Source organism: Lacibacter sp. (assembly GCF_035299325.1).
Taxonomy (GTDB): domain Bacteria; phylum Bacteroidota; class Bacteroidia; order Chitinophagales; family Chitinophagaceae; genus Lacibacter.
In genome coordinates, this window is sequence record NZ_DATGWT010000026.1 from 39,094 (window position 1) to 59,538 (window position 20,445).

The 20,445-nt window shown below is 41.4% G+C and carries 12 protein-coding genes; all 12 read right to left on the bottom strand.

Annotated features, from left to right (window positions below):
• Positions 1–17: 17 nt before the first annotated feature.
• A complete protein-coding gene (locus VK159_RS15395) occupies positions 18–1,841 on the bottom strand; it encodes an exo-alpha-sialidase (RefSeq protein ID WP_324231049.1) in 1,824 nt (607 codons plus the stop codon).
• A gap of 2 nt (positions 1,842–1,843) precedes the next feature.
• Complete coding sequence (locus VK159_RS15400; RefSeq protein WP_324231050.1) at positions 1,844–2,755, bottom strand: glycoside hydrolase family 43 protein; 912 nt, start codon at positions 2,753–2,755, stop codon at positions 1,844–1,846.
• A gap of 3 nt (positions 2,756–2,758) precedes the next feature.
• Complete coding sequence (locus tag VK159_RS15405; RefSeq protein WP_324231051.1) at positions 2,759–4,129, bottom strand: glycoside hydrolase family 140 protein; 1,371 nt, start codon at positions 4,127–4,129, stop codon at positions 2,759–2,761.
• 3 nt (positions 4,130–4,132) lie between these two features.
• On the bottom strand, positions 4,133–7,111 hold the full coding sequence (locus VK159_RS15410) for a DUF6298 domain-containing protein (RefSeq protein ID WP_324231052.1): 2,979 nt from the start codon (positions 7,109–7,111) through the stop codon (positions 4,133–4,135).
• 50 nt (positions 7,112–7,161) lie between these two features.
• Entirely contained in the window at positions 7,162–8,811 is a 1,650-nt protein-coding gene (locus VK159_RS15415; RefSeq protein ID WP_324231053.1) for a polysaccharide lyase, read from the bottom strand.
• A gap of 107 nt (positions 8,812–8,918) precedes the next feature.
• On the bottom strand, positions 8,919–9,860 hold the full coding sequence (locus VK159_RS15420; protein WP_324231054.1) for a hypothetical protein: 942 nt from the start codon (positions 9,858–9,860) through the stop codon (positions 8,919–8,921).
• Positions 9,861–9,879: 19 nt separating this feature from the next.
• Positions 9,880–11,700, bottom strand: a complete 1,821-nt coding sequence (locus VK159_RS15425) for a RagB/SusD family nutrient uptake outer membrane protein (protein ID WP_324231055.1) — start codon at positions 11,698–11,700, stop codon at positions 9,880–9,882.
• A gap of 20 nt (positions 11,701–11,720) precedes the next feature.
• Entirely contained in the window at positions 11,721–14,909 is a 3,189-nt protein-coding gene (locus VK159_RS15430; protein ID WP_324231056.1) for a SusC/RagA family TonB-linked outer membrane protein, read from the bottom strand.
• 50 nt (positions 14,910–14,959) lie between these two features.
• Entirely contained in the window at positions 14,960–15,706 is a 747-nt protein-coding gene (locus VK159_RS15435) for a DUF3826 domain-containing protein (RefSeq protein WP_324231057.1), read from the bottom strand.
• A gap of 180 nt (positions 15,707–15,886) precedes the next feature.
• The gene (locus VK159_RS15440; protein ID WP_324231058.1) at positions 15,887–18,304 is read right to left on the bottom strand and encodes a sugar-binding domain-containing protein; all 2,418 of its coding nucleotides are present in this window, start codon (positions 18,302–18,304) and stop codon (positions 15,887–15,889) included.
• 75 nt (positions 18,305–18,379) lie between these two features.
• Positions 18,380–19,366 (bottom strand): aldo/keto reductase, encoded by a 987-nt coding sequence (locus VK159_RS15445; RefSeq protein WP_324231059.1) that lies wholly within the window; start codon positions 19,364–19,366, stop codon positions 18,380–18,382.
• Between the two features lie 36 nt (positions 19,367–19,402).
• Positions 19,403–20,416, bottom strand: a complete 1,014-nt coding sequence (locus tag VK159_RS15450; RefSeq protein WP_324231060.1) for a zinc-binding alcohol dehydrogenase family protein — start codon at positions 20,414–20,416, stop codon at positions 19,403–19,405.
• Positions 20,417–20,445 lie beyond the last annotated feature (29 nt).

Sequence of the window (20,445 nt, forward strand, 5' to 3'; positions counted from 1 at the left end):
TCATCCTATTAATCCCATTAATCGTGGTTCAGACTTTTTACTGAATGAATAAAATAAACTGCTTCTTTCGCCTTAGCATCTGCACCGGGCAGATCGTAATCCTGATCAGTTGGCGTATCTGCATTGGGGAAACGACGCACAGATCCTGTCCGGAACGATAACCGCTCCACTGATTCAACCGGCTGGAAAAATACATTCAGGTTCGGTTTGCCATTGTTGATGGTCACCGTATAAAAACGTGTCGTGGTATTCAACCCAACTTTGAAATGGATTTGTTCACCCGCATTGTATTTGCCCAGGCTTTTGTTACGATATCCCTGCTTGGTTAAAATACTTCCTGTTGAATCAAGTATGATGCGGAGTGTCGCCATCCCTTTTTTATCCAGCAATTCAATTTCCAGGCTACCGGTGTTTGTTTGATTGGCTGTTAACGTAAATTCAATCACCACATTTTTCGATTCAGGAAAAATGCGTTCTGCTTTTGCATAATCGAACGGATCACTGTCGTGCAGTGCCAATACTTTTTGATTATTGTGCTGTTCAATAACTGTTCTGCACCAAAGCGGACTGTAAAGATTCCATTCGTTCAGTTCTTTGCCTGCAGGCAGATTATTGAATACATCGTTGACAGGTGCTGCTACTTTATTTTTTACCGGAACTGCAATCCTGCTCACCCATATATCTTCTTTGTTCATGCTGTAGGTTACCCACATGTTTCCATCGGCAGGTTTACCATCCATTTCCTGAATACCACGTACATATTGCGGACCATAACTTTTGTAGGCGCCACCATAACGCATGGAAGTGATCTCTCCATTTACCAGCAATAGATTTTTATAATTCAAACCATCATCACTTACACTAACGGCCAAAGGCCAACGAAATTCTGATGGGTTGTACACCGTTGCATAGTTGCCATCGCTGGTGCGTTGTCCCCAGATCTTTGCATTGGCATTCACGAACCCGGGCGCTCTTGTTGGGTTGTACTGCCAGGTTTTACCTTCATCTTTACTGATGCTGGTCAACGCATATTTCCAGAGTGCTACCACATTGCCATTCGGCAGATGATAATAGTTGAATGCTTTGAAATCTTTACGCAGCGGAATCAACGGATCGTTTCGATCAGCTTCTTCCACTGTCTGCATCATCAACAAAGCTGTACCCAGAATTTCTTCGCAAGCTGCAACAAAGCCTTTGTCCTTTGATGATTTGTAAAACGGATACAAAGAATTCTTTTCATTGAAGGAGTGATTGTATCGCAGGAAATAGATGGGGCCTAAACTTCCATCTGCTTTTATTTCACGGATCACACGGCCAATACCATTCCCATCATTCGGATCATCTTTTTGTCCTAATACAATTCCATAAAACGCCAATGCAAACAAACGCTTCGACTTGGATGTATAAAAGCCCATCCGTTGATGCATGACTGCATACGCATTCTTTGCAGTATCTGTTTTGCCGGGCTTTACAAAACCATCGGGTACTTTGTAAGGGGGAAAGATCACAACAGGATTGCTCCAGCTGTAACCATCTTTTGATGTTTGCAACAATGTTTGACCGGGAGGAATATGTTCACCAACAGGATCACTTAAATATTCAAGGTAAAAAGTATTGTTCCAGTACGCCAGCATGGGCGCATGATTGTAGGTCCATGATGTTGCACCGGTATCTGCACGATTGGCCCGCATGGTTTGAATATTGTGTACACCAACAGCAGGCGATAATTGCCCGTGATGATAATCCACGTTCGATAAAGTTGTACCTGTGTACCGAACGGTGTCCTGGGCAATTAATAATGAATAATTGATAATGAATAATATCGAAAATGCTATCCTCATATTTATTTCTTTATCAGTTTCCTGATGACTTTTTTCTTCACCGGTACAATTGTTCCATGCTTATGCCCTTCCGGCACTTTCACATTTGTGGTTACGTTCTCAAACGTCACAAAGTCTTTCGTTGCGACTGCTTCATAAATTTTCTTTTGGTACGAATCGAAATAGATCAGCCATTCATCTTTCAGCTTTACTACCGAAGGTCCTTCGGTGAAATTGCCGGAGAATGGTTTTGAAATATTTGTCCACGTACCAAGCGGCGATGTGCCGAACGCCACTTTAATATTCCGCTCAGGTCTTGTATTATCTTTCAGCACCAATACATAGTCATCCTTTTTTCGTTTTACAATCACCGCATCAATTACACTGAACTTCGGATCGAGAAATAATTTTGTATCGCTGAATGTTTTAAAATCAGTTGTTGTTGTCACGTACATACGGTGATTGTTGCTGTCTTCTTCAATACCCCGTTCAAAACGCCCCGGAATACAACTGGCCCAAATGATGATGTATTGCTTTGCTTCATCATCATAAAACAATTCAGGCGCCCATACATTCACTGTTGTTGGTTCGTTCTTCATCACCGGAATAAACTGTTGCTCACTCCAGTGCAACAGATCTTTCGATGAAGCATAACCAAAACCCAGATCGCCACGCCAGCTGCTGGTCCATACTAAATGAAAGGTTCCATCAGGTCCTTGCACCATACTTGGATCACGCATCACTTTTTGATTACCTACTTTCGGTTGTAAAAGAACTGTGTCTAAATCCGTCCAGTTTTTTCCATCATAACTGTACAGCATCCGTAAACCCGCATCGGCCGGTTCGTGAAAGGAAGTGAACAGGTAAGCTTTGCTACTGCACGAAGCCAGCAGAATTAATAATGAACAATTAATAATTAATATTTTCCTATGCATGGCCTATTTCTCTAAAATCAATACCCAATCATTCCCCTCTTTCTGTTCACCGGGAGGATCAAAACTTGTTGTACCTTTTTTGTATGCTTCAACCGGTTGCTGTTTTCCTGTAGCCGGATTAAACCAGTTTGCTTTCGTTGGCACAAACTTCAGCTTCGATACATCTATTTTAAAATCTCTTCCATTATAAACATAGATCATCGCATAGTTTGTTCCTCTTGTTGCAGCAACACGATTGTAACGTTCACCGCTGTCAACAACCAATTCCTGTGCAGGTACACGATCGTAATACGATTTACTCAACATGAGTTTTTTCAAATGAACCATTTGTGTTGCACCGGGTGATAGAAGCGCCTGCTTCCAGTTCATGGTTACACCATAGTTCGCTGTCCAGTCGCCCATTTTATTAAACTGCATGGTTGCATTTTCACCATAAGTAAAACCTGCACCACCTGCAAACACACTCCAGTAGGCGTAGCGACGCAGATCAGCAGCTGTCCAGCGAGGCTGCAAACTGTCGTGCAAACCATGTGGAATATTTTCATAAGATGGTTCACCATCCAATGTTGGCTTCACCGGTTTTAGGTTGTAATCAACAGCAATGAACTTCCAGTTGTCTTCGCCGTAATGATTGGTTTCGTTGCTGCTGGTATCCTGCGCATAATCTTTATGACCGCTTTGAAACATATTGAAGTCGAGCCAGGCTTCGTTATGAAACCAATCGCTTGATGAAGTTCTTCCACGTGGATGATAGGTAACCAAATGTTTGGGATCGTATTTCTTCAAGGTAGGGCCAATCACTTTCCACACTTCCATGCCTTCTGTTCCCCGTACATCACCACCATTCAACCAAATGATGTTTGTTCGGTTTTTATAGCGATTAGCTAAAAATTTTGCATACACTTCGGCCTGTTGTGCATTTACTTTACCTGCTTTTACATTGCTGCCCCAAACCGGAACCATCGCCATATAAATGCCACGCTTTGCTGCTTCATCTACAATAAAATCAACATGATCCCAATAATCATAAGCAGCAGTATCGGCGAAATTATTTCCCGGAGTAACATTCGGCTTTGATGCATCCTCGTTAATCAATGCAAAATCGCCATACACATTCTTTGTGTTATTCATATCATGCAGCACCATTACCTGCACCACATTAAACCCTTGCTGCTTTCTTGTTTCGAGATAACGGATAGCATCTTCCCTGCTGCACTTTACAAACAACAACCAGCCGGTATCGCCAATCCAGAAGAAAGGTTTACCATCAACTGTTTGAAAAAAACGTTTATTGGCCGAAACTTTGAGTTGCTTCACCTGTGCGTTTGCAAACAAGGCAAATACTAAAAACAAAACTGTCAATCTGTTCTTCATCACTTAACGTCTTTCAAATTTTCTCGTTTCTGAATTATAAATTATGCTGCTCTTCCCATCACTCAGTACATACTCGTTGGCATTGGTTGATGTAACAGGCTTCATACCAAGAGCAGCTTTTAAAATTGCTCCATCAATTGTTTCAGGCAGCACAGGCATACTTCCTCCCGCCATTAACACTGCTACACCGAATTCCGGATAATTATCGCCACTGTACATCACTGCTTTGGTAGGATATTTTGTACGGTATTCTTTCACTGCACGATACACCTGCTCAAAATTTGTTTTCTTTGGTTTGAGCAAACGAGCATGCTGACGTGGTGCTAAATTTTCTCCACCCTTTGGTGCATAGGCTGTACCATCGGCCTGGTAATGCCAGTAACGGATATCGATGATATCAATAACTGCAGCATAAGCAGGCAATGCCAATATCGCATCCTGTACATCTTTGGTTACACTCAATGCAATTAACGGATGCTTGCCTGTTTCCTTTTCCCATTCACGAATCACATCGAGCCAGAATTTTACAAAATGCAATGGACCTGTGTATTCTTCACCGATAAGTTGAATGACACCGTTGTTGTCTTTGAAGTTGGCCAAACACTGACGGATGTATTTTTTATGTAACTCTTTACGCACTGGATTCGACAGATCGTAAAACTGTTCAGCATAAAAAATACGTTTATCACCGGCATAATTCACCGGTTCGTTAAACCCGGTATTGTTGATGTTGTTCGCCGTACGCCAGGGGAAATCGGCATAGTGTGCACCAGCTTCAATGATATTGTGCTGAAAATAATTCTGATGTACAAGCACTAATCCATTCTGATCGGCAAGATCAGCAAACTGTTTCAAGCGAGTCCAGTAAAACAGGTTATACTTCGTTAAATCATATTTACTCAATCCATCCCATGCTGTTTCTTTTCCGCTCCTTGCAAAAGGCAACTCGTAAAATGGTGGCCATACTTCGCCATCCATTCTGCGTACACGTTGGTGATCATCTCTTCTCCTGTCGTACCACAATCCGTAATTATGTTCGATTGCAACATGATTCGTTGCTTTCATTTCTGTTACCACTTCATCAAGGTTATCCGTTAAACCTTTTCCGCTGCGACCCGGAACAAAACGTGTGATATGCCATTTCGCTTGCTGAATATCTTTTGACTGTAAACCACCGCTCCACCACTGTACACCGGAACGTTTACCTGTTACCAATTCATCTCCTCTTACCAATACGCCGTTTTTAATTTGTAAAGCAGGCGCAAGCGTTGGTTTTATTTTTTGCGGTATACCAATTTCATCGATCGATTTTACATTATTGTATGCAATCGAAATTTTGCTTCGTGCAGATGCCTGTGCAATAAAATCTTTTAATTGCTGCTTTGGTTTCGATGCTTCTTTTGTAAGCGCCTGTGCAACATCAACAGATGGGCTGCTGCTTGCTTCTGTAGGCACATCCATGATCTGTGCCTGCGCATCTACATTTTTATTGATGCGTTCACGCAGCTGTGCGTAGTATAGACTTCTTGGAGTAATGGTATTATTACTTTCATTCCAGTAACCATCGCCTGCAAACTGACTCCAGCTGCCGAATGCCCAGTTTTGTGCGGTTGGTGGTTTGTAACAATCGATGCGTGCTGCACTACAGTTCCAGAACACACTGTTGGCTACCGACCAGCCTGCTCCATTTGCATCCTGTCCTCGATTACCAAAACGTAATGCATTCCCATCCACATTCACCACATCAAATAAAACGCCGCTTGCCCAGCTGTCGATCGCTCCGCTGAAACTGAATGGCAAGATAGATTCGCATTGCACAAATGCATTCGGACCTGCTGCACAAAATCCAACAGCAAAATCATGGTAGCCATTCTCAGCATAACAACGTTGAAACAACGTTTGCTGACCGGTAGTTAAAAAAGCATACCGACGTTGTCCGCCAATTTCTGAAACGGGTGCTAATGAAATACAATCTTCAACCGTAATTCTTTTTGAAGTCTCCAATACACTCACTGCACTGCCTGCAAAATGCTGAAACGTTATTTGCCGAGCCCAACAGTCCTCTGCATTTTCAATGTTGATAGCATTCCAGCGATGATCCTCATCTTTTGGATTTGCTTTATTAAAAGAGGAGATCAGTTTGATATTTTCTACGCCGCAGTTATTGATGCGACCATCGTTGTTGTAAAAATAAATTGAAGCACCGCCATAAGTTGTATCGAGTGCAGTGGTAATCGGCGCATCAATGTAAACTGTATTGCCTTCAATCTTTGAAATTGTTCTGTCGAAAAACAAATCTCTTTCGCCGGGTTTCCAACCCAATGCAGTAATGCCTCCACCAAAATGATCAGCACCTAATAAGTTGATCCAGTTGGCTGTTGATGGACGACGGATAATAATTTTATCTGAATGATCTTTTATGTTGATGGATTGATCAACGTGAAAACTCATGGCGTTTACCGGCACATACGCATCGGTAATTTTTAAACCGGAAAGTTGTTTTTCAATTGTATTCTTTCCAACGATCTTGATCAATGCTAACCGTCCTGTTCCTGCACCAACAATAGTTGTTGCATGGACGCCGCTTCCACGCAATACCACACCTGATGCAGTAATACGTAACTGACCCAACACTTCATAAATTCCTTTTTGTAATAATACTGCTCCACGAAAACCGTTTGCATCAGCTGGTAATGAACCTACATAATCCAATGCTGATTGAATACGCAAGGTTGCATCACCTGCTTTCACAGGCACCACAACTTTCACGTCAATATTCGGTATTGGTTGTTCCGATGCTTTGTAACCACAATAAGAAAAATCGGGAATACGGTTGCCCAGTTGATCAGGGGTATAAATTAATTTCCCTTTCTCACTGTATAAAGGAGGAACAGGCTTTACCTGCTTTTGCGCAAGTAAAGCCTGTTGACCTGTTATAAGACTGATTAAAATTAAATAACGATATACTGTTCTTTTATTCATTCCTTTCAAACTGATTATAAGATACAAAAACAGTATGTACTGCCGAATCTTTATTTCTTTACAACAGGCGGGATGGGTTTCACATTTTTTACATCCACTACGCTGTTGAGATAATTTTCAATATTGCTGTAACCGTTCTTTGCAATTTTAGCTGCATCAGCAGCATCTTTCGGATTCAAACGATTCTTCATTTCGTAAGCGTCCGGCATACCATCGTTATCACTGTCGGTGTAAGGAGTTCCTTTGTATTCGGGATAACCACCCACTTGTGAAGGATCGGTAATGATACCGATCTTGTACGAATCAATCGGCATACGACGATGCTTGAATTGCGTTGCCGGTGGTTTTACATTCGGATCTACTTCCACTTTACCGGTTGCAACCTGTTTTACAATGCGTGCATCAACTGCATCACGCTTTGGCAATGTTGCACCCGCATTTGCCAATACATAAGTTTTTGCGTCAGCAGCTGATAAAATTGTAATCGGCGCCATTGGTAATGGTTTTGGCCATTTCATACTCGCATCAAATTCAACTTTATCATTTTCACCTTCTATTTGTACACCACCATTCCAGTTGTCTTTCGTAACTGCAGGATAGCCTTCCACAATATTTCCATTTACATAAGCACGGCCATAATATTTTTCTTTCAGTTTACTTCGTCCGCTTTCCGGTTTCAGAATGCGATAAGCAATTGCAGTTTTTGGAGTAGCAGGACCTGGCTTGAAATAATTATTGATGATATTAAACTGTGCTCTGTAATCGCCACCATCAATGCTTCTGTGCACCCAGTTAAAAACAACATTGTTGGCGAAATTAAAAATACCATTCCAACCAACAGATGGATTACGACCGGCATTACTTGCCCAAAGGTTACGCATGAAGGTACAATTCTCTCCACCCAATGTACTGCCGAATGCATGATTCCATGTATCGAGAGCTTCACCAAAAATGGAATTCTGAATTGTAATATTTACGGTGCCGAATTTATCTTCGATTTTTCCTGTACTGTCATTATACATGTGGCGATACATACTCATGTTCTCATCAAGCCCCCATGTTGCACTTACGTGATCGATAATGATATTGCCAATGGGATTACCACCAATTGCATCATCTCTTCTGCCAACCCATGTTTCACCACGACGGAAACGCATGTAGCGGATGATGACATCATGTGTATTGATCCACACACTTTCACCTGCAATACATACACCATCACCTGGTGCAGTTTGTCCGGCAATGGTAATGTATGGCGCACGAATAATCAAGGGCGTTTGTAAACGGATAATTCCTGCAACATTGAATACAATAATTCTTGCACCACCCTGTTCACAAGCCCAACGTAAACTGCCAGGACCATCATCATTTAAATTTGTAACAACATATACTTTACCACCCCGGCCACCAAAGCTGAAACGGCCGCCACCTTCTGCACCGGGAAATGCAAGAATATCTGATTGCGGCAATTCATCCACACGTGAAGCCCATGGAATATAAGGTTTGCCTTCTCTTGCTTCTTTCTGAATAATGGGCCATGCCACCTGCCATGCCGAATCGGAATGTTTATTGGCTGCACGCATTAATGAATCAGATTTCTGCTGCACATCTTTGGGAATATCAGGATACTGTGCAACTACACTTCCGGCTGTCACTAAACAAACTACTGCTGTGTAAATTCTCTTGCGAAGGAAATTCATACTCTTAATTTATGTCTTTTTATGACGATTTCTTACACTGAATCTTGCTCTAACGAAAAGAGAAAGTGATAACACTTTCTCTTTTCTGTTTTGTGTTATACAACTAATTATTTCTGCACTTTTACATCTACTTCAATAGATGTTTCTTTATTTGGCGAATCACCGTTTACATAACGGATCGATACTGCTCCAAATTTACCCTCTGCCGTTTTAAACCCAATCACATTACTACCTCCCGTTGTGCTCAATAACGTAACCTTAGAAGATGTGCCGGAATTCATATTACCGCCGATCAATGTTTGAATGGCGCCTGCAGATGTTAATTGGCTTACGAAATTTACAGAGCTAGGCATTTTCTTTAACAACGTAACTTTTTTTGTCCATGATGAGATATCATAAAAACCTAATTGTGGTTGTGCTGCACTTAACGAATAGAAAGAGTGTTTTACATCGTCATTGGTTGCAGTGGTACCTCTTCCCGTGGTGTCCCAATAATAACCAAAATCAATAGAAGCTGAATTTGCAGCACCATCAGTATAACTGTAAAGTTTTCCATCCTTGGTTGAATAATAACATTTATTGGTTTTACTTACAGAGTCAGGTACTTGTAAAATACGATACGACCAGAAATTAAAATCAGGGTTCACTGTTACAATAACATCTTTATGACCTATGTAAGCTCCTCTGGATGTATGCGCCACAATGCGATAAATAAATGAACCGTTAATGCTGTCGGCACGTAATCCTTTTATCGCTGAAAAAGAATTTTTCTGCGATGCATTCAATGTATCACGTAAAACGAAAGCGGTTTGATTTACCGGATTTTTCTGAATGCTTACGTAACCCATATCAATTGACGATGTAATTGTATAATTGAAGAATATACTATCCTTGGGATTTACAGTAATATTTCCTGTTACAAATTGCTTTACACCATCACTTTTCAATTCTACTGTTGCATTATTTCCATCTACCGGTTGCGCCCCTTTATCGCAGGCACTCATTATAACCCCGGCAGATAAGAATATGAAGAAAGATTTCAGTTTCATAATTAATATTTATTTAATCTTATTCAAATGGGTTAAAAGTACCGCCGGCCCAGCCAATAGTTTGCTGAATGGCTGGTGTTTGCATAAATATGTTTGGCATTGGATAAGCATAATATCTGTCCGGAAGGTTGATGGTATTTGAACCTTCAAGGTTTGTGAGTGTTGGCGGAACAGAGAACATAGCTGTGTAAACCGAGATATTGTTGAGATTAGCTGTATCTCTCGGTCTTACACCAAATGCATCAGGTTTATCTAAGTAAATTCTTCCTGCAACAGTTCCGGTACCGGCAAAATAAGGCGCCTTTGGTGCTATCTTATAAGCAAGTCTTGCAGTAATTAAATGGAGATTTCTGGTTCTTCTTAAATCAAAATTACGCATGCCTTCCAATGCAAATTCTACCTGGCGCTCATTTAAAATTAATGACTGCATTGAGGTTTTGTCTGTAGCAATATCCAATCCATAATCTGCCGTTCCCTGAACAATGCCTGCCCTTTGCCTGGTTAAACGAACCATGTTTTTTGCTTCAGCTAAATTACCTGTCTCATTTGCACATTCTGCAAGATTTAAAATCACTTCAGCAAAACGCATTTCAATCCAATCCATTCCACTACCACCACCGCTGTTAGAGTTATAAACAGCATTTGCGGCACTGATAGATGGGTTACAAAAACGACGGCAATAAAAACCCGTAACAATGGTACCAGATGTTTCATCTAAAACACCTGTGTAAGACCATTGCTTACGTGTTGCTTTTCCGCTCAATGGCCATACTACACCATTGTAAGCAATGGTTGCATCAAAACGAGGATCTCTGTTTAACCAAAATTGAATGGCATTATATTCTGATGAAGGATTTGTAATAGGTAACCCATTTTTCATGGTGTAAGCCTGTACTAAATTCCAGGTTGGTTGATTTGATCCGCTACCACCTGTTGATTCAGAAAAAGGTCGTGTTAAGTTTTCAATGTTGTGACCAAGGTCTTTGTTGGGTGCATATTTTCTAACAACCAACACTTCATTGTTATCTTCCGTTAAAAAAATATTTGCATAATTTGACAGAAGTTGATAACCGTGTGCAACGCATGTATCATAGGCTTCCTTATTGGCGGTGTAAGCTGCTGTCCAACGAGCCTGATCATTGTTAGGATTAAACTGCGGGCTTGCCCAATATAACAACACTTTCCCTTTTACAGCACGGGCTGCTGCTGAAGTAATTCGTCCACGATCTGTTGCCGGCCATGTTTTGGGTAACAGCAAGGCAGCAGAATCAAGATCGGCCACTATTGCCGCCACACATTCACTTGTTTTGGCTCTTGGAACCTGCAGTTCTTCTGCGTCAATATTCTGGGCCTTTAAAATAAGTGGAACGCCACCATACAGGCGAACCAATTTAAAATAAGTGTAAGCCCGCAGGAAAAAGAACTGTCCTTTCAAACGATCTTTATCGGCTTGCGATAAAGCACCGTTGTTGATTCCTTCAATTGCCACATTACATCTCCTGATATCTGCATAACGGTTGGCGGTAATACTTGTGCTGGTACCAATATCTGTTACAGAATTTTCCTCCAACGTACCATACAGGAAAGCTGTATTGGCATTGTTCACTTCATCCGATGTGTTGTGGATGCCACCTAATGTTGGCCATTGGGGTATCACCAGTTGATAGGTTCTGTTAAGAAAAAGGTTGATAGCACCCGCATCTTTCCACATGATCGCATCATCTAAACCGTTTGGATCAGGTATTTCAAAAAAATCTTTTTTACAGGAAGCCACAACAGATGATATACCAATGCAAACCAAAAGGGCTTTAACTGCTGTTTTATATTTTGTAAATAACATGTGTTGTTGTTTTGTTGTTATTATAAGCTTACGTTAACACCAAGCGAAATAGTTCTGAGAATAGGATAGCTTGCAAAGTTGCCTGTGTAAGGATCTTTGTATTTGTACGGATTGATAATCGTCCACAAATTTGTACCTGTTAACATGACCCGCATATCGGGTAACTTATACTGACTCACAAGTCGCTTTGGTAAGGAGTATGACAATACTGCATTGTTAATGCGGCACATAGTGCCATCAACTGCCCAGAATGTTGAGTTTTCTCTCGCAAGCGGAGCATCGGCCCTGGGATATTTTGCATTGGGGTTTTCGGGGCTCCAGGAATCGGCCCAAAAGGCCGGTACATTCTGCGTTGTGGTTGCCACTTTTCTTGCTTCGCTATCATAAATCAATTTACCACCAACACGGAGGTTAATATTTGTTTGCAGTCTGAATTCCTTATAGGTTACACCAAGTGTAATACCTGATGAAAATGCAGCATTGGTACGGTTAAACATCAACGTAATATCGTTGTCATCAATTTTACCATCGCCATTGATATCTTCAAAGTCCATAAATCCTACCTGAGGTTTTGCATTACCAATTAAGTAGTTTGGATTTTTTGCTAACAGGGCATCCACTTCTTCCTGTGTACGAATGAGACCTTTTGAAATATATCCATAATTGCTGCCATTATAACGACGGGGATCTTTTCCGATAGGATTTTCAAACCCACGGTTACCATATAATCCAAAATCTGTTGGAGAAAAGAACTGCCTGATAATACGGCTGTTTGTAAATGCAAAGTTGACATCGGCACTAATACTCCAATCACGACCAAGATCGGTACGGTATCCAACCATAAACTCAGAGCCCCAGGCAACTGCCTGCCCGTAGTTTACAACACCTGCAATTAAACCTGTAGTAAGCGGAAGGTCTGCTGCCGACATCTGGTTAAATGCATCGTAGGTGTAGCGGTGGTAAAAGTCGAAACCGATTGACAGTTTATTTCTTAAAAGGGTAGCATCAAAACCGGCATTGAACGTTCTTGCCTTTTCCCAAGTTGCAGCAGGATTTGGATAAATGTTTGGATCCAATCCATTAGTCATGGTGTTTCCAAAAAGGAAACCTGTAGTTTGGGTAAACCGGTTTACATACGTTCTGTTTGCAACACGATCTTCACCTACAAGACCTAATGTAGCTCTCAGTTTCAGTGTATTGATGAAATCAATGTTGTTACTGAAGAATTTTTCATCGCTTATTTTCCAACCTAAACCAACTGTTGGGAAAAAGCCCCACCTGGTTGCAGGTGCAAAGTTTGCCGAAGCGTCCATACGGCCAATGAATTCAACAAAGTACTTACCCTGAAATGAATAATCGGCCCGGCTGATGTATGATAATTTTGAATTGGCAATTGCCTGTGGGTTTCTGATTACATCTGTAATAGATGCAATACCTGACAGATCGTTACTGAAGGCCCAGAACTCATCAACGCCACCAACCAATTGCGTAAACTTGGTGAGGAAGATATTGCGGCCTTGCGCTTCGCCCATATCCATGCCCACCATGGCTGAAAAATCATGATCGCCCAATTTTTTCTGATAGCTGAGTGTTCCAATGATCTGATAGTTTGAGCCAACGGTAGTACCTTCTGAAAGCCTGTTGTTATTTTGCACCAATGTGTAAGGAGTTGTTGCATTTAACTGATCAGAATAAAGCAACCCATTATTACCATCCCTTATGAAATTACCAACTGTATAAGGAGGGTAATATTGTTTTGATACATCGTTCCTGTTATTTTGACCAAACTGAACTTTAGCAGTTAAACCTGAAATGAATTTAGGTTTGTATTCTAGTGATGTATTAAAACTAATACCCTGTGAACGGCTACGATCGTAATTGCCCGAACCTAACACACCCATCATACTCCAGTTGCCCGGGGGATTGGGACCATTCCACAATGTTGGAATACCATTGATCTCCAAAGGCACCCATTTTGGTGTTAAATATAAAGCACGGATATTCAGATCATCTGTTTCGCTGTTTGATGCTCTCAATGTATTTCTGAACTCCTGGTTATAATCAGTTGCAAAGTTCATGTTAGCTGTAAGACCATCGATGATCTTAGCCGTTACAGAACCTCTTACGCTGTATTTGTTTACATCAATATCGCCAAAGTTTCCTTTTTCATTGTAATAGCTTCCACCCATGAAAAATGTAATTCTGTCTGAACCTCCGGAAATATTCATGGTATGCCTGTTTACTTTACCGGGGCTCCATAACTTATCGAACCAGCTTTCATTTGGCATAGCCCTGAGGCGTGTAAGATCTGCTTCTGAAAAACGCTGATTGGCAGGTGAGTTATTTAACTCATAGCCTGTATTGAGTAATTTGGCATGTTCGTAAGCACTGAGTGTTGGTGATTTAACTGCTTCATTAGACGTACCAAAATAACCTGAGTAAGAAATCTTTGGTTTACCTGCTTTTCCTTTTTTGGTGGTAATTAATATTACACCTTTTGCACCTGCAGCTCCATAAATGGCAGCCGAGGCATCTTTCAAAAACGTGATGTCCTCAATCTGGCTGGCATCTAAGTTTTCAAAAAAATCAGGATTGCCTGATTGTGCCCAAGGTTGCGGGTTAATAATAATACCATCAATAACATACAATGGTTGTGTGGTAACTCCTGAAGCAGTGCCGGGAAACGTAATGGAGTTACGGATATTAATATCAGTGGTTGAACCGGGCTTACCAGAAGAATAATTCACCGATACACCCGGAATACGATTGATTAACGCACTTCCAAGATTCGCCACCGGCAAATCTTCAATTTCTTTACCCTTGATTGTGGCAACTGCCCCCTGCACGTTTACACGCTTTTTAGTGCCATACCCAATCACAACCACTTCATCAAGACGGTCATTGCTTTTGTCCATTTCAATTGTTATTGAACCAGACTGTCCTGCTTTACGTTCATAAATTGTAAAGCCTACATAGCTAAATGAAAGGATGGATTCTGAAGACGGAGCTTTAATTGAGAACTGACCACGATTGTTAGTGGTTGTACCCGTAGTAGAATTTTTAATTCTTACACTTACACCTTCGAGGGCTTCGCCGGTTTCTTTACTTGTTACCGTTCCGGTAATAGAAACTTCCTGCGCAAAAATGGTAACTGTCAGTAATGAAAAGACAGTCAGTAACAGCAGTTTTGGATGTCGCAAATACTTCATATTATATGGCATTTTGCTTTTGGGGTTGAATGAAAATGATCAGTAGTTGTTTATTTAGAAGACTCTTGTTTTGCTTTTATTCTTTTCTGCCATTCTTCTCTTTCTTTGGTAAGATCGTAACCGGCGGCAGAAAGATAATTGTTGATGCGGCCTTTATACTTTCCAAAGATGGCGTGTTTTTTATCTGCTGATTCGCCGTCCATAGCCAATTCTCTTGCCTCTGTCAGCCATTCGAAAATTTTCTTTTTTTGATCTTCTTTAAGGGTGGGGATCATGTCGAGGTAAGCAGTGTAGGTAACTTGCAGCACATTGTAAGTCATGCCATTTTTCACCAGCTCAATCTGCTCTTCAGAAATAACCTTTTGTAACCCGGCAAGAAAAGAGTTGTGCAGTTGCTGAAGCTGCGCAGCTTTTTTTTCTTCTTGCTTTTGTACCTGAAGAGCAGATTCCTGAGCGGTGATCGATTGCTGTTTGATTGCTGCTAAAGCGAGTTTAGTTTCTTCGTGTATATTATTAATACTGTTATACTGTTGTACTAGTACAGCTAATACATTTTTATACTGTACTGAATCTTTAATAGAAAGTGTATTGACGATCTTTGCTGAACGTTCGGTGATAACTTTAATATAATTGGCATCAGCTGCTTTATTTTCCTGCCCTTGAACAACTGCTACTGATAAAAAAGCAATAAGTAAATGGAGGATTTTGCCTGCAGAAAACAAACGAAGCGATTGAGAAACGCTACTGATCAGTTTGTTTGAAACACAAGAATTATATGCAAGCAACTTTCTTTTCATTCTACAGCATTTAATCGTTTTTAGCGAATGATTTCAGAACAGATCCAATCAACTCATTCACGAACTAAAGGTACATTTGCTGTCAGCCTTAAAAATGTAAGGTTTTGCTATTAAGATGGAACATTTTACTATTCGCCAAAAAAATACGCAATCGTTCCCGTAACCCTTTTATACCTGTGATCACTCACTTTTTACCGAAATAACTGATATTGGTAATCCGGCAGATTTTGCAGTAACGGTAATATTTCCCTTTTTTCTTTGCGATTGCACAATTGCTAATGCCATGCCTTTCCAGGTCTTGCGTTGAGAACTTTTGAGTGAAAGACTATCGGCCTGAAAACCATTATCGGTACCTGCTAAAAAACCGGCGCCGGTAACAGTGAATTGAATGAGTTGATCAGTGTTGGGTACAAGATTGCCATGTTTGTCTAACAGCCTCGCTGTAATGAACGACATATCTGTTCCATTGGCTTTGAGTTTCGTTCGGTCGGCAATGAGTTGAATTGTTGCAGGTGCACCTGAAGTTCTGATCTCTTTTGTAAGTATTACTTTTCCGTTCTTCGTTGATACCGCTTTTAACAGACCCGGTTGATAAGGCACACGCCACTTAACATGTAAGACATCTTTTGTTTTTGATTTGCTGCCTAATGATTTGCCGTTTAAAAACAATTCCACCTCATCGGCATTATTATAATAAGACCACACATCAACCGTATCGCCTTTGTTCCAGTTCCAGTGCGGGAATAAATGCAGAACAGGTTTTGTTGTCCATTCACTTTGATAGAGATAATACACATCTTTCGGGAAACCCGCAAGGTCAACAATACCGTAATACGAACTGCGTGCAGGCCATGCATACGGCACGGGTTCACCAATAAAATCGAACCCGCTCCATACAAACATGCCCGACATGAATTTGTATTTATTCACCGCCAGCAATGCTGTTTCATGTGAAGAACCCCAGTAAGCATATACATGATCATATGCCGAAACGCTCATATCTGCATTACCTTTTACTGTTGGAGTTTTACCATCGGGAGGCCAGATACGGTTACTGTCGCTGGGCATATCGTATGAACCTCTTGATGCTAATGCTGATGCTGTTTCTGTTGCAACAAATGATTGGCCGGGAAAACGCTTGGGCAAATCTGCATAATCGTACAACTTATAGTTGAAGCCGAGTACATCCAATGCACCCGATTTCCAGATGAAGTTTTTCTCGGGGAAATTTTCGGTTAATGCACAGGTAACAGGACGTGTTGTATCGATGGCTTTTACTAAGTCAACCAAACGTTTGGCGATGGTTGTACCGGTGCTGTCGAACTGCTCTCTTATTTCGTTACCGATGCTCCACATAAAAACGGAAGGATGGTTGCGATCACGCAGCACCATGGCCTGAATATCACGTGCATGCCATTCATCGAAGTAGAGATTGTAATCGAACTTGTTTTTCTTTTTCTTCCACATATCGAATGCCTCCACCTGCACCAAAAAACCCATTTCATCGCAGAGATCTAGTATTGCTGCTGCAGGTGGATTGTGGGAGAAGCGGATGGCATTCACGCCCATCTCTTTTAAAATCTTCAACTGGCGTTTTGCTGCTGCATGATTATAGGCTGCACCCAATGCACCCAGATCGTGATGCATACATACGCCTTGAATTTTTAAGGGTTGATTGTTGAGGAAGAAACCATTGGCTGCATCGAAACGGAATGAACGGATACCGAATGTTGTTTTTACTTCATAGACGAGTTGACCATTGTGTTCAATTCTTGTAATTGCTTTATACAAGTAAGGATTTGCTGTTGACCAAAGAATGGGTGTATTAATTTGTAATTGACTGGCATACGAATAACCGCCAACAGGTATGGTGCGCTTCACGATATTTTTTGATGTAGCAACCTTCTTTCCTGCTGCATCATACACATCGGTATACAGGTTGACGATTTCATTTTGTTTACCGGTGTTTGCAACAGTGTATTGAATTGAAACGGTTGCTTTGCTGCTGTTGATGATGGGTGTTGTAATAAATACACCAGCCTCTGCAATCGCTACTTTATTTGTAGTCACCAATTTAACATCCCTGTAAATACCACTGCCACTGTACCATCTGGAGTCGGGCTGCAGACTGTTATCGACTTTTACTGCAAGCACATTGGGTTTGCCATAATTCAAATGTGGAGTGAGATCATAAGAGAAGTTGACATACCCAAAAGGACGTTTCCCTAAGTAATGCCCGTTGATCCATACTTCACTGTTCTTATACACGCCATCAAATTCAATACGTGTTGTTTTGCTTTTTGATGCAAGAGGAACAGTAAAAGTTTTACGATACCAACCAATACCACCCGGCAATGCACCACCTTGATTGGTTGCAGGAAATGAAGAAGAAAAATTACTTTCAATACTCCAGTCGTGCGGAAGGTTCAAACTCCGCAATTTGGAATCATTGTAGTTTGTATTACTCGCAAGACTATCATTGCCTAAAAGGAACTTCCAGCCGTTGTTGAAATTTACGACCGAACGAACCTGTGCTGATGCAATAAAACTCAACAACAGGAATGCAATAACAAGTAAAGTATTTCTATTCAACTTCATTTTATTCCGTGATTTCCGTGCATCATGGCAAATTATTTCATCCGTCAGACGAGGGCGTCAGACGGCATCATCATCCTACCACAAATGATGCACCGATGCTTTGATATATTTTTCGTACACAGCCTGCACCTGTTGCAGCTGCCCGCTGCTGAGTGATGCTTCATTCAATGCTTCGAGATTGCGTGTTACCTGTTCAGGTTTTGAAGCGCCCGGGATAACTGTGCTTACCGCATCAAAATCCAGTATCCATTTCAGCGCAAGTGCTGACAATGTTTTATCTGCAGGAACAATTTGCTTTAATTCTTCCACGGCCTGCAAACCTGTTGAATAATCGATACCGGAGAATGTTTCACCCTTATCAAACGCTTCACCATTGCGGTTAAACTGGCGGTGATCGCCACTTTCAAAAACAGTTTGTGCGGAATAGTTGCCGGTTAACAATCCACTTGCCAACGGCACACGAACAATCACACCAATATTTTTCTTTTTTGCCTGTTCAAAAAATAATTCGGCAGGTCGCTGACGAAACATGTTGAAGATGATCTGCACCGTTGTTACATTATCAAACTCAATCGCCTTTAATGCTTCTTCCACTTTCTCCACACTCACACCCAAGTGCTGAATCTTGCCTTCTTTTTTCAGGTCATCAAACAAGCCAAAGATTTCCGGACGATAATATACAGGCGTGGGCGGACAATGCAACTGAATCAGATCGAGTGTTTCAATTTGCAAACGTTTCAAACTGTCTTCTACATATTTCCGCAATACCGCAGGCGTGTAGCCTTCGTTTACATGCGGCTGAATTTGGCGACCGCATTTTGTTGCGACAATTAATTTTTCTTTTCTTGTTTTGAGAAAACGGCCAATGGCTTTTTCACTTTCACCATCGCTGTATACATCGGCAGTATCAATAAAGTTGACGCCGTTATCAACGGCAGTATTTAGAATGGCATCTGCATTCTTTTCATCAAACGCACTGCCCCATTTACCGCCTACCTGCCATGTACCAAGACTGATAGCAGAAATATTGAAACCTGTTTTACCTAATGTTCTGTATTGCATAATCGTTGTTGTGCTGAATGAATAAAGGCTGCAAAGTTACAGCTCAATCATGGCTTTGATGACTCCATTCTTCGGATCGAGCCAGCTTTTAAAATTGTCTTTTACCTCATGAAACTGTACACGATGTGTAATGTAGGTTGCAGGATCAACCAACTTGTTGCGCATGCACATCATTACATGATCAAAATCTTCCTGCGTAGCGTTACGGCTACTCATGAGTGTTGCCTCCCGTTTATGAAATTCAGGATGACTCACAATCAATTCTCCCTTCTGCAACCCTACCAACACATAACGAGCTCCATGTGCCATATACAGGAATGCACTGTTGATGGCCTTTTGATTACCGGTTGCATCAATTACCACCGTTGGCATATCGCCGTTGGTGATTTCTTTTAAACGTTGTAGTACATCTTCGTTCAATGGATTGATGGTATGCTTTACGTTCAATTTGTCTTTACAGAAGTTCAAACGTGTATCATTCACATCCATGGCAATCACCTGTCCACCTGCAATGCGGCCAAATTCCATAATACCCAAACCGATCGGTCCTGCGCCGATCACTATTACAAACTCTCCTGCACGAACACCTGCCCTGCGAATGCCATGTGCACCAATCGCCAATGGTTCAACGAGTGCGAGTTCATCAAAACTCATATCACCGCCATGCAGCAATGCGGAAGTGGGCACCGAAATATATTCCATCATACCACCATCCACATGCACACCAAATACATTGATGGCTGCACAACAGTTGGGTAAACCGTTGCGACAGGCAATACATTCGCCGCAATGAAAATACGGGATGAGTGTAACACGCTCTCCTACGTCAAATCCTGCATCTGCATCTACTTGTACAATTTCGCAACCCAGCTCATGACCGAGTATGCGTGGATAAGCAAAGTAAGGTTGTGTACCTTCAAAAGCATGCAGATCGGTTCCGCAGATGCCAATGCGTTTTACTTTTAATATTGCTCGGCCGGGTTGAATTGCGGGCCGATCTTTTTCGACGTATTCAAATGAACCCGGCTGCTGACACACTAATGCTTTCATATAAATCCTTTTTAAACAGGTCGCTCCTA

Coding starts and splice junctions, on each gene's coding strand:
- VK159_RS15430 (WP_324231056.1), bottom strand. CDS start 14,909: ATGAAGTATTTGCGACATCCAAAACTGCTGTTACTGACTGTCTTTTCA.
- VK159_RS15425 (WP_324231055.1), bottom strand. CDS start 11,700: ATGTTATTTACAAAATATAAAACAGCAGTTAAAGCCCTTTTGGTTTGC.
- VK159_RS15450 (WP_324231060.1), bottom strand. CDS start 20,416: ATGAAAGCATTAGTGTGTCAGCAGCCGGGTTCATTTGAATACGTCGAA.
- VK159_RS15435 (WP_324231057.1), bottom strand. CDS start 15,706: ATGAAAAGAAAGTTGCTTGCATATAATTCTTGTGTTTCAAACAAACTG.
- VK159_RS15395 (WP_324231049.1), bottom strand. CDS start 1,841: ATGAGGATAGCATTTTCGATATTATTCATTATCAATTATTCATTATTA.
- VK159_RS15445 (WP_324231059.1), bottom strand. CDS start 19,366: ATGCAATACAGAACATTAGGTAAAACAGGTTTCAATATTTCTGCTATC.
- VK159_RS15415 (WP_324231053.1), bottom strand. CDS start 8,811: ATGAATTTCCTTCGCAAGAGAATTTACACAGCAGTAGTTTGTTTAGTG.
- VK159_RS15410 (WP_324231052.1), bottom strand. CDS start 7,111: ATGAATAAAAGAACAGTATATCGTTATTTAATTTTAATCAGTCTTATA.
- VK159_RS15420 (WP_324231054.1), bottom strand. CDS start 9,860: ATGAAACTGAAATCTTTCTTCATATTCTTATCTGCCGGGGTTATAATG.
- VK159_RS15405 (WP_324231051.1), bottom strand. CDS start 4,129: ATGAAGAACAGATTGACAGTTTTGTTTTTAGTATTTGCCTTGTTTGCA.
- VK159_RS15400 (WP_324231050.1), bottom strand. CDS start 2,755: ATGCATAGGAAAATATTAATTATTAATTGTTCATTATTAATTCTGCTG.
- VK159_RS15440 (WP_324231058.1), bottom strand. CDS start 18,304: ATGAAGTTGAATAGAAATACTTTACTTGTTATTGCATTCCTGTTGTTG.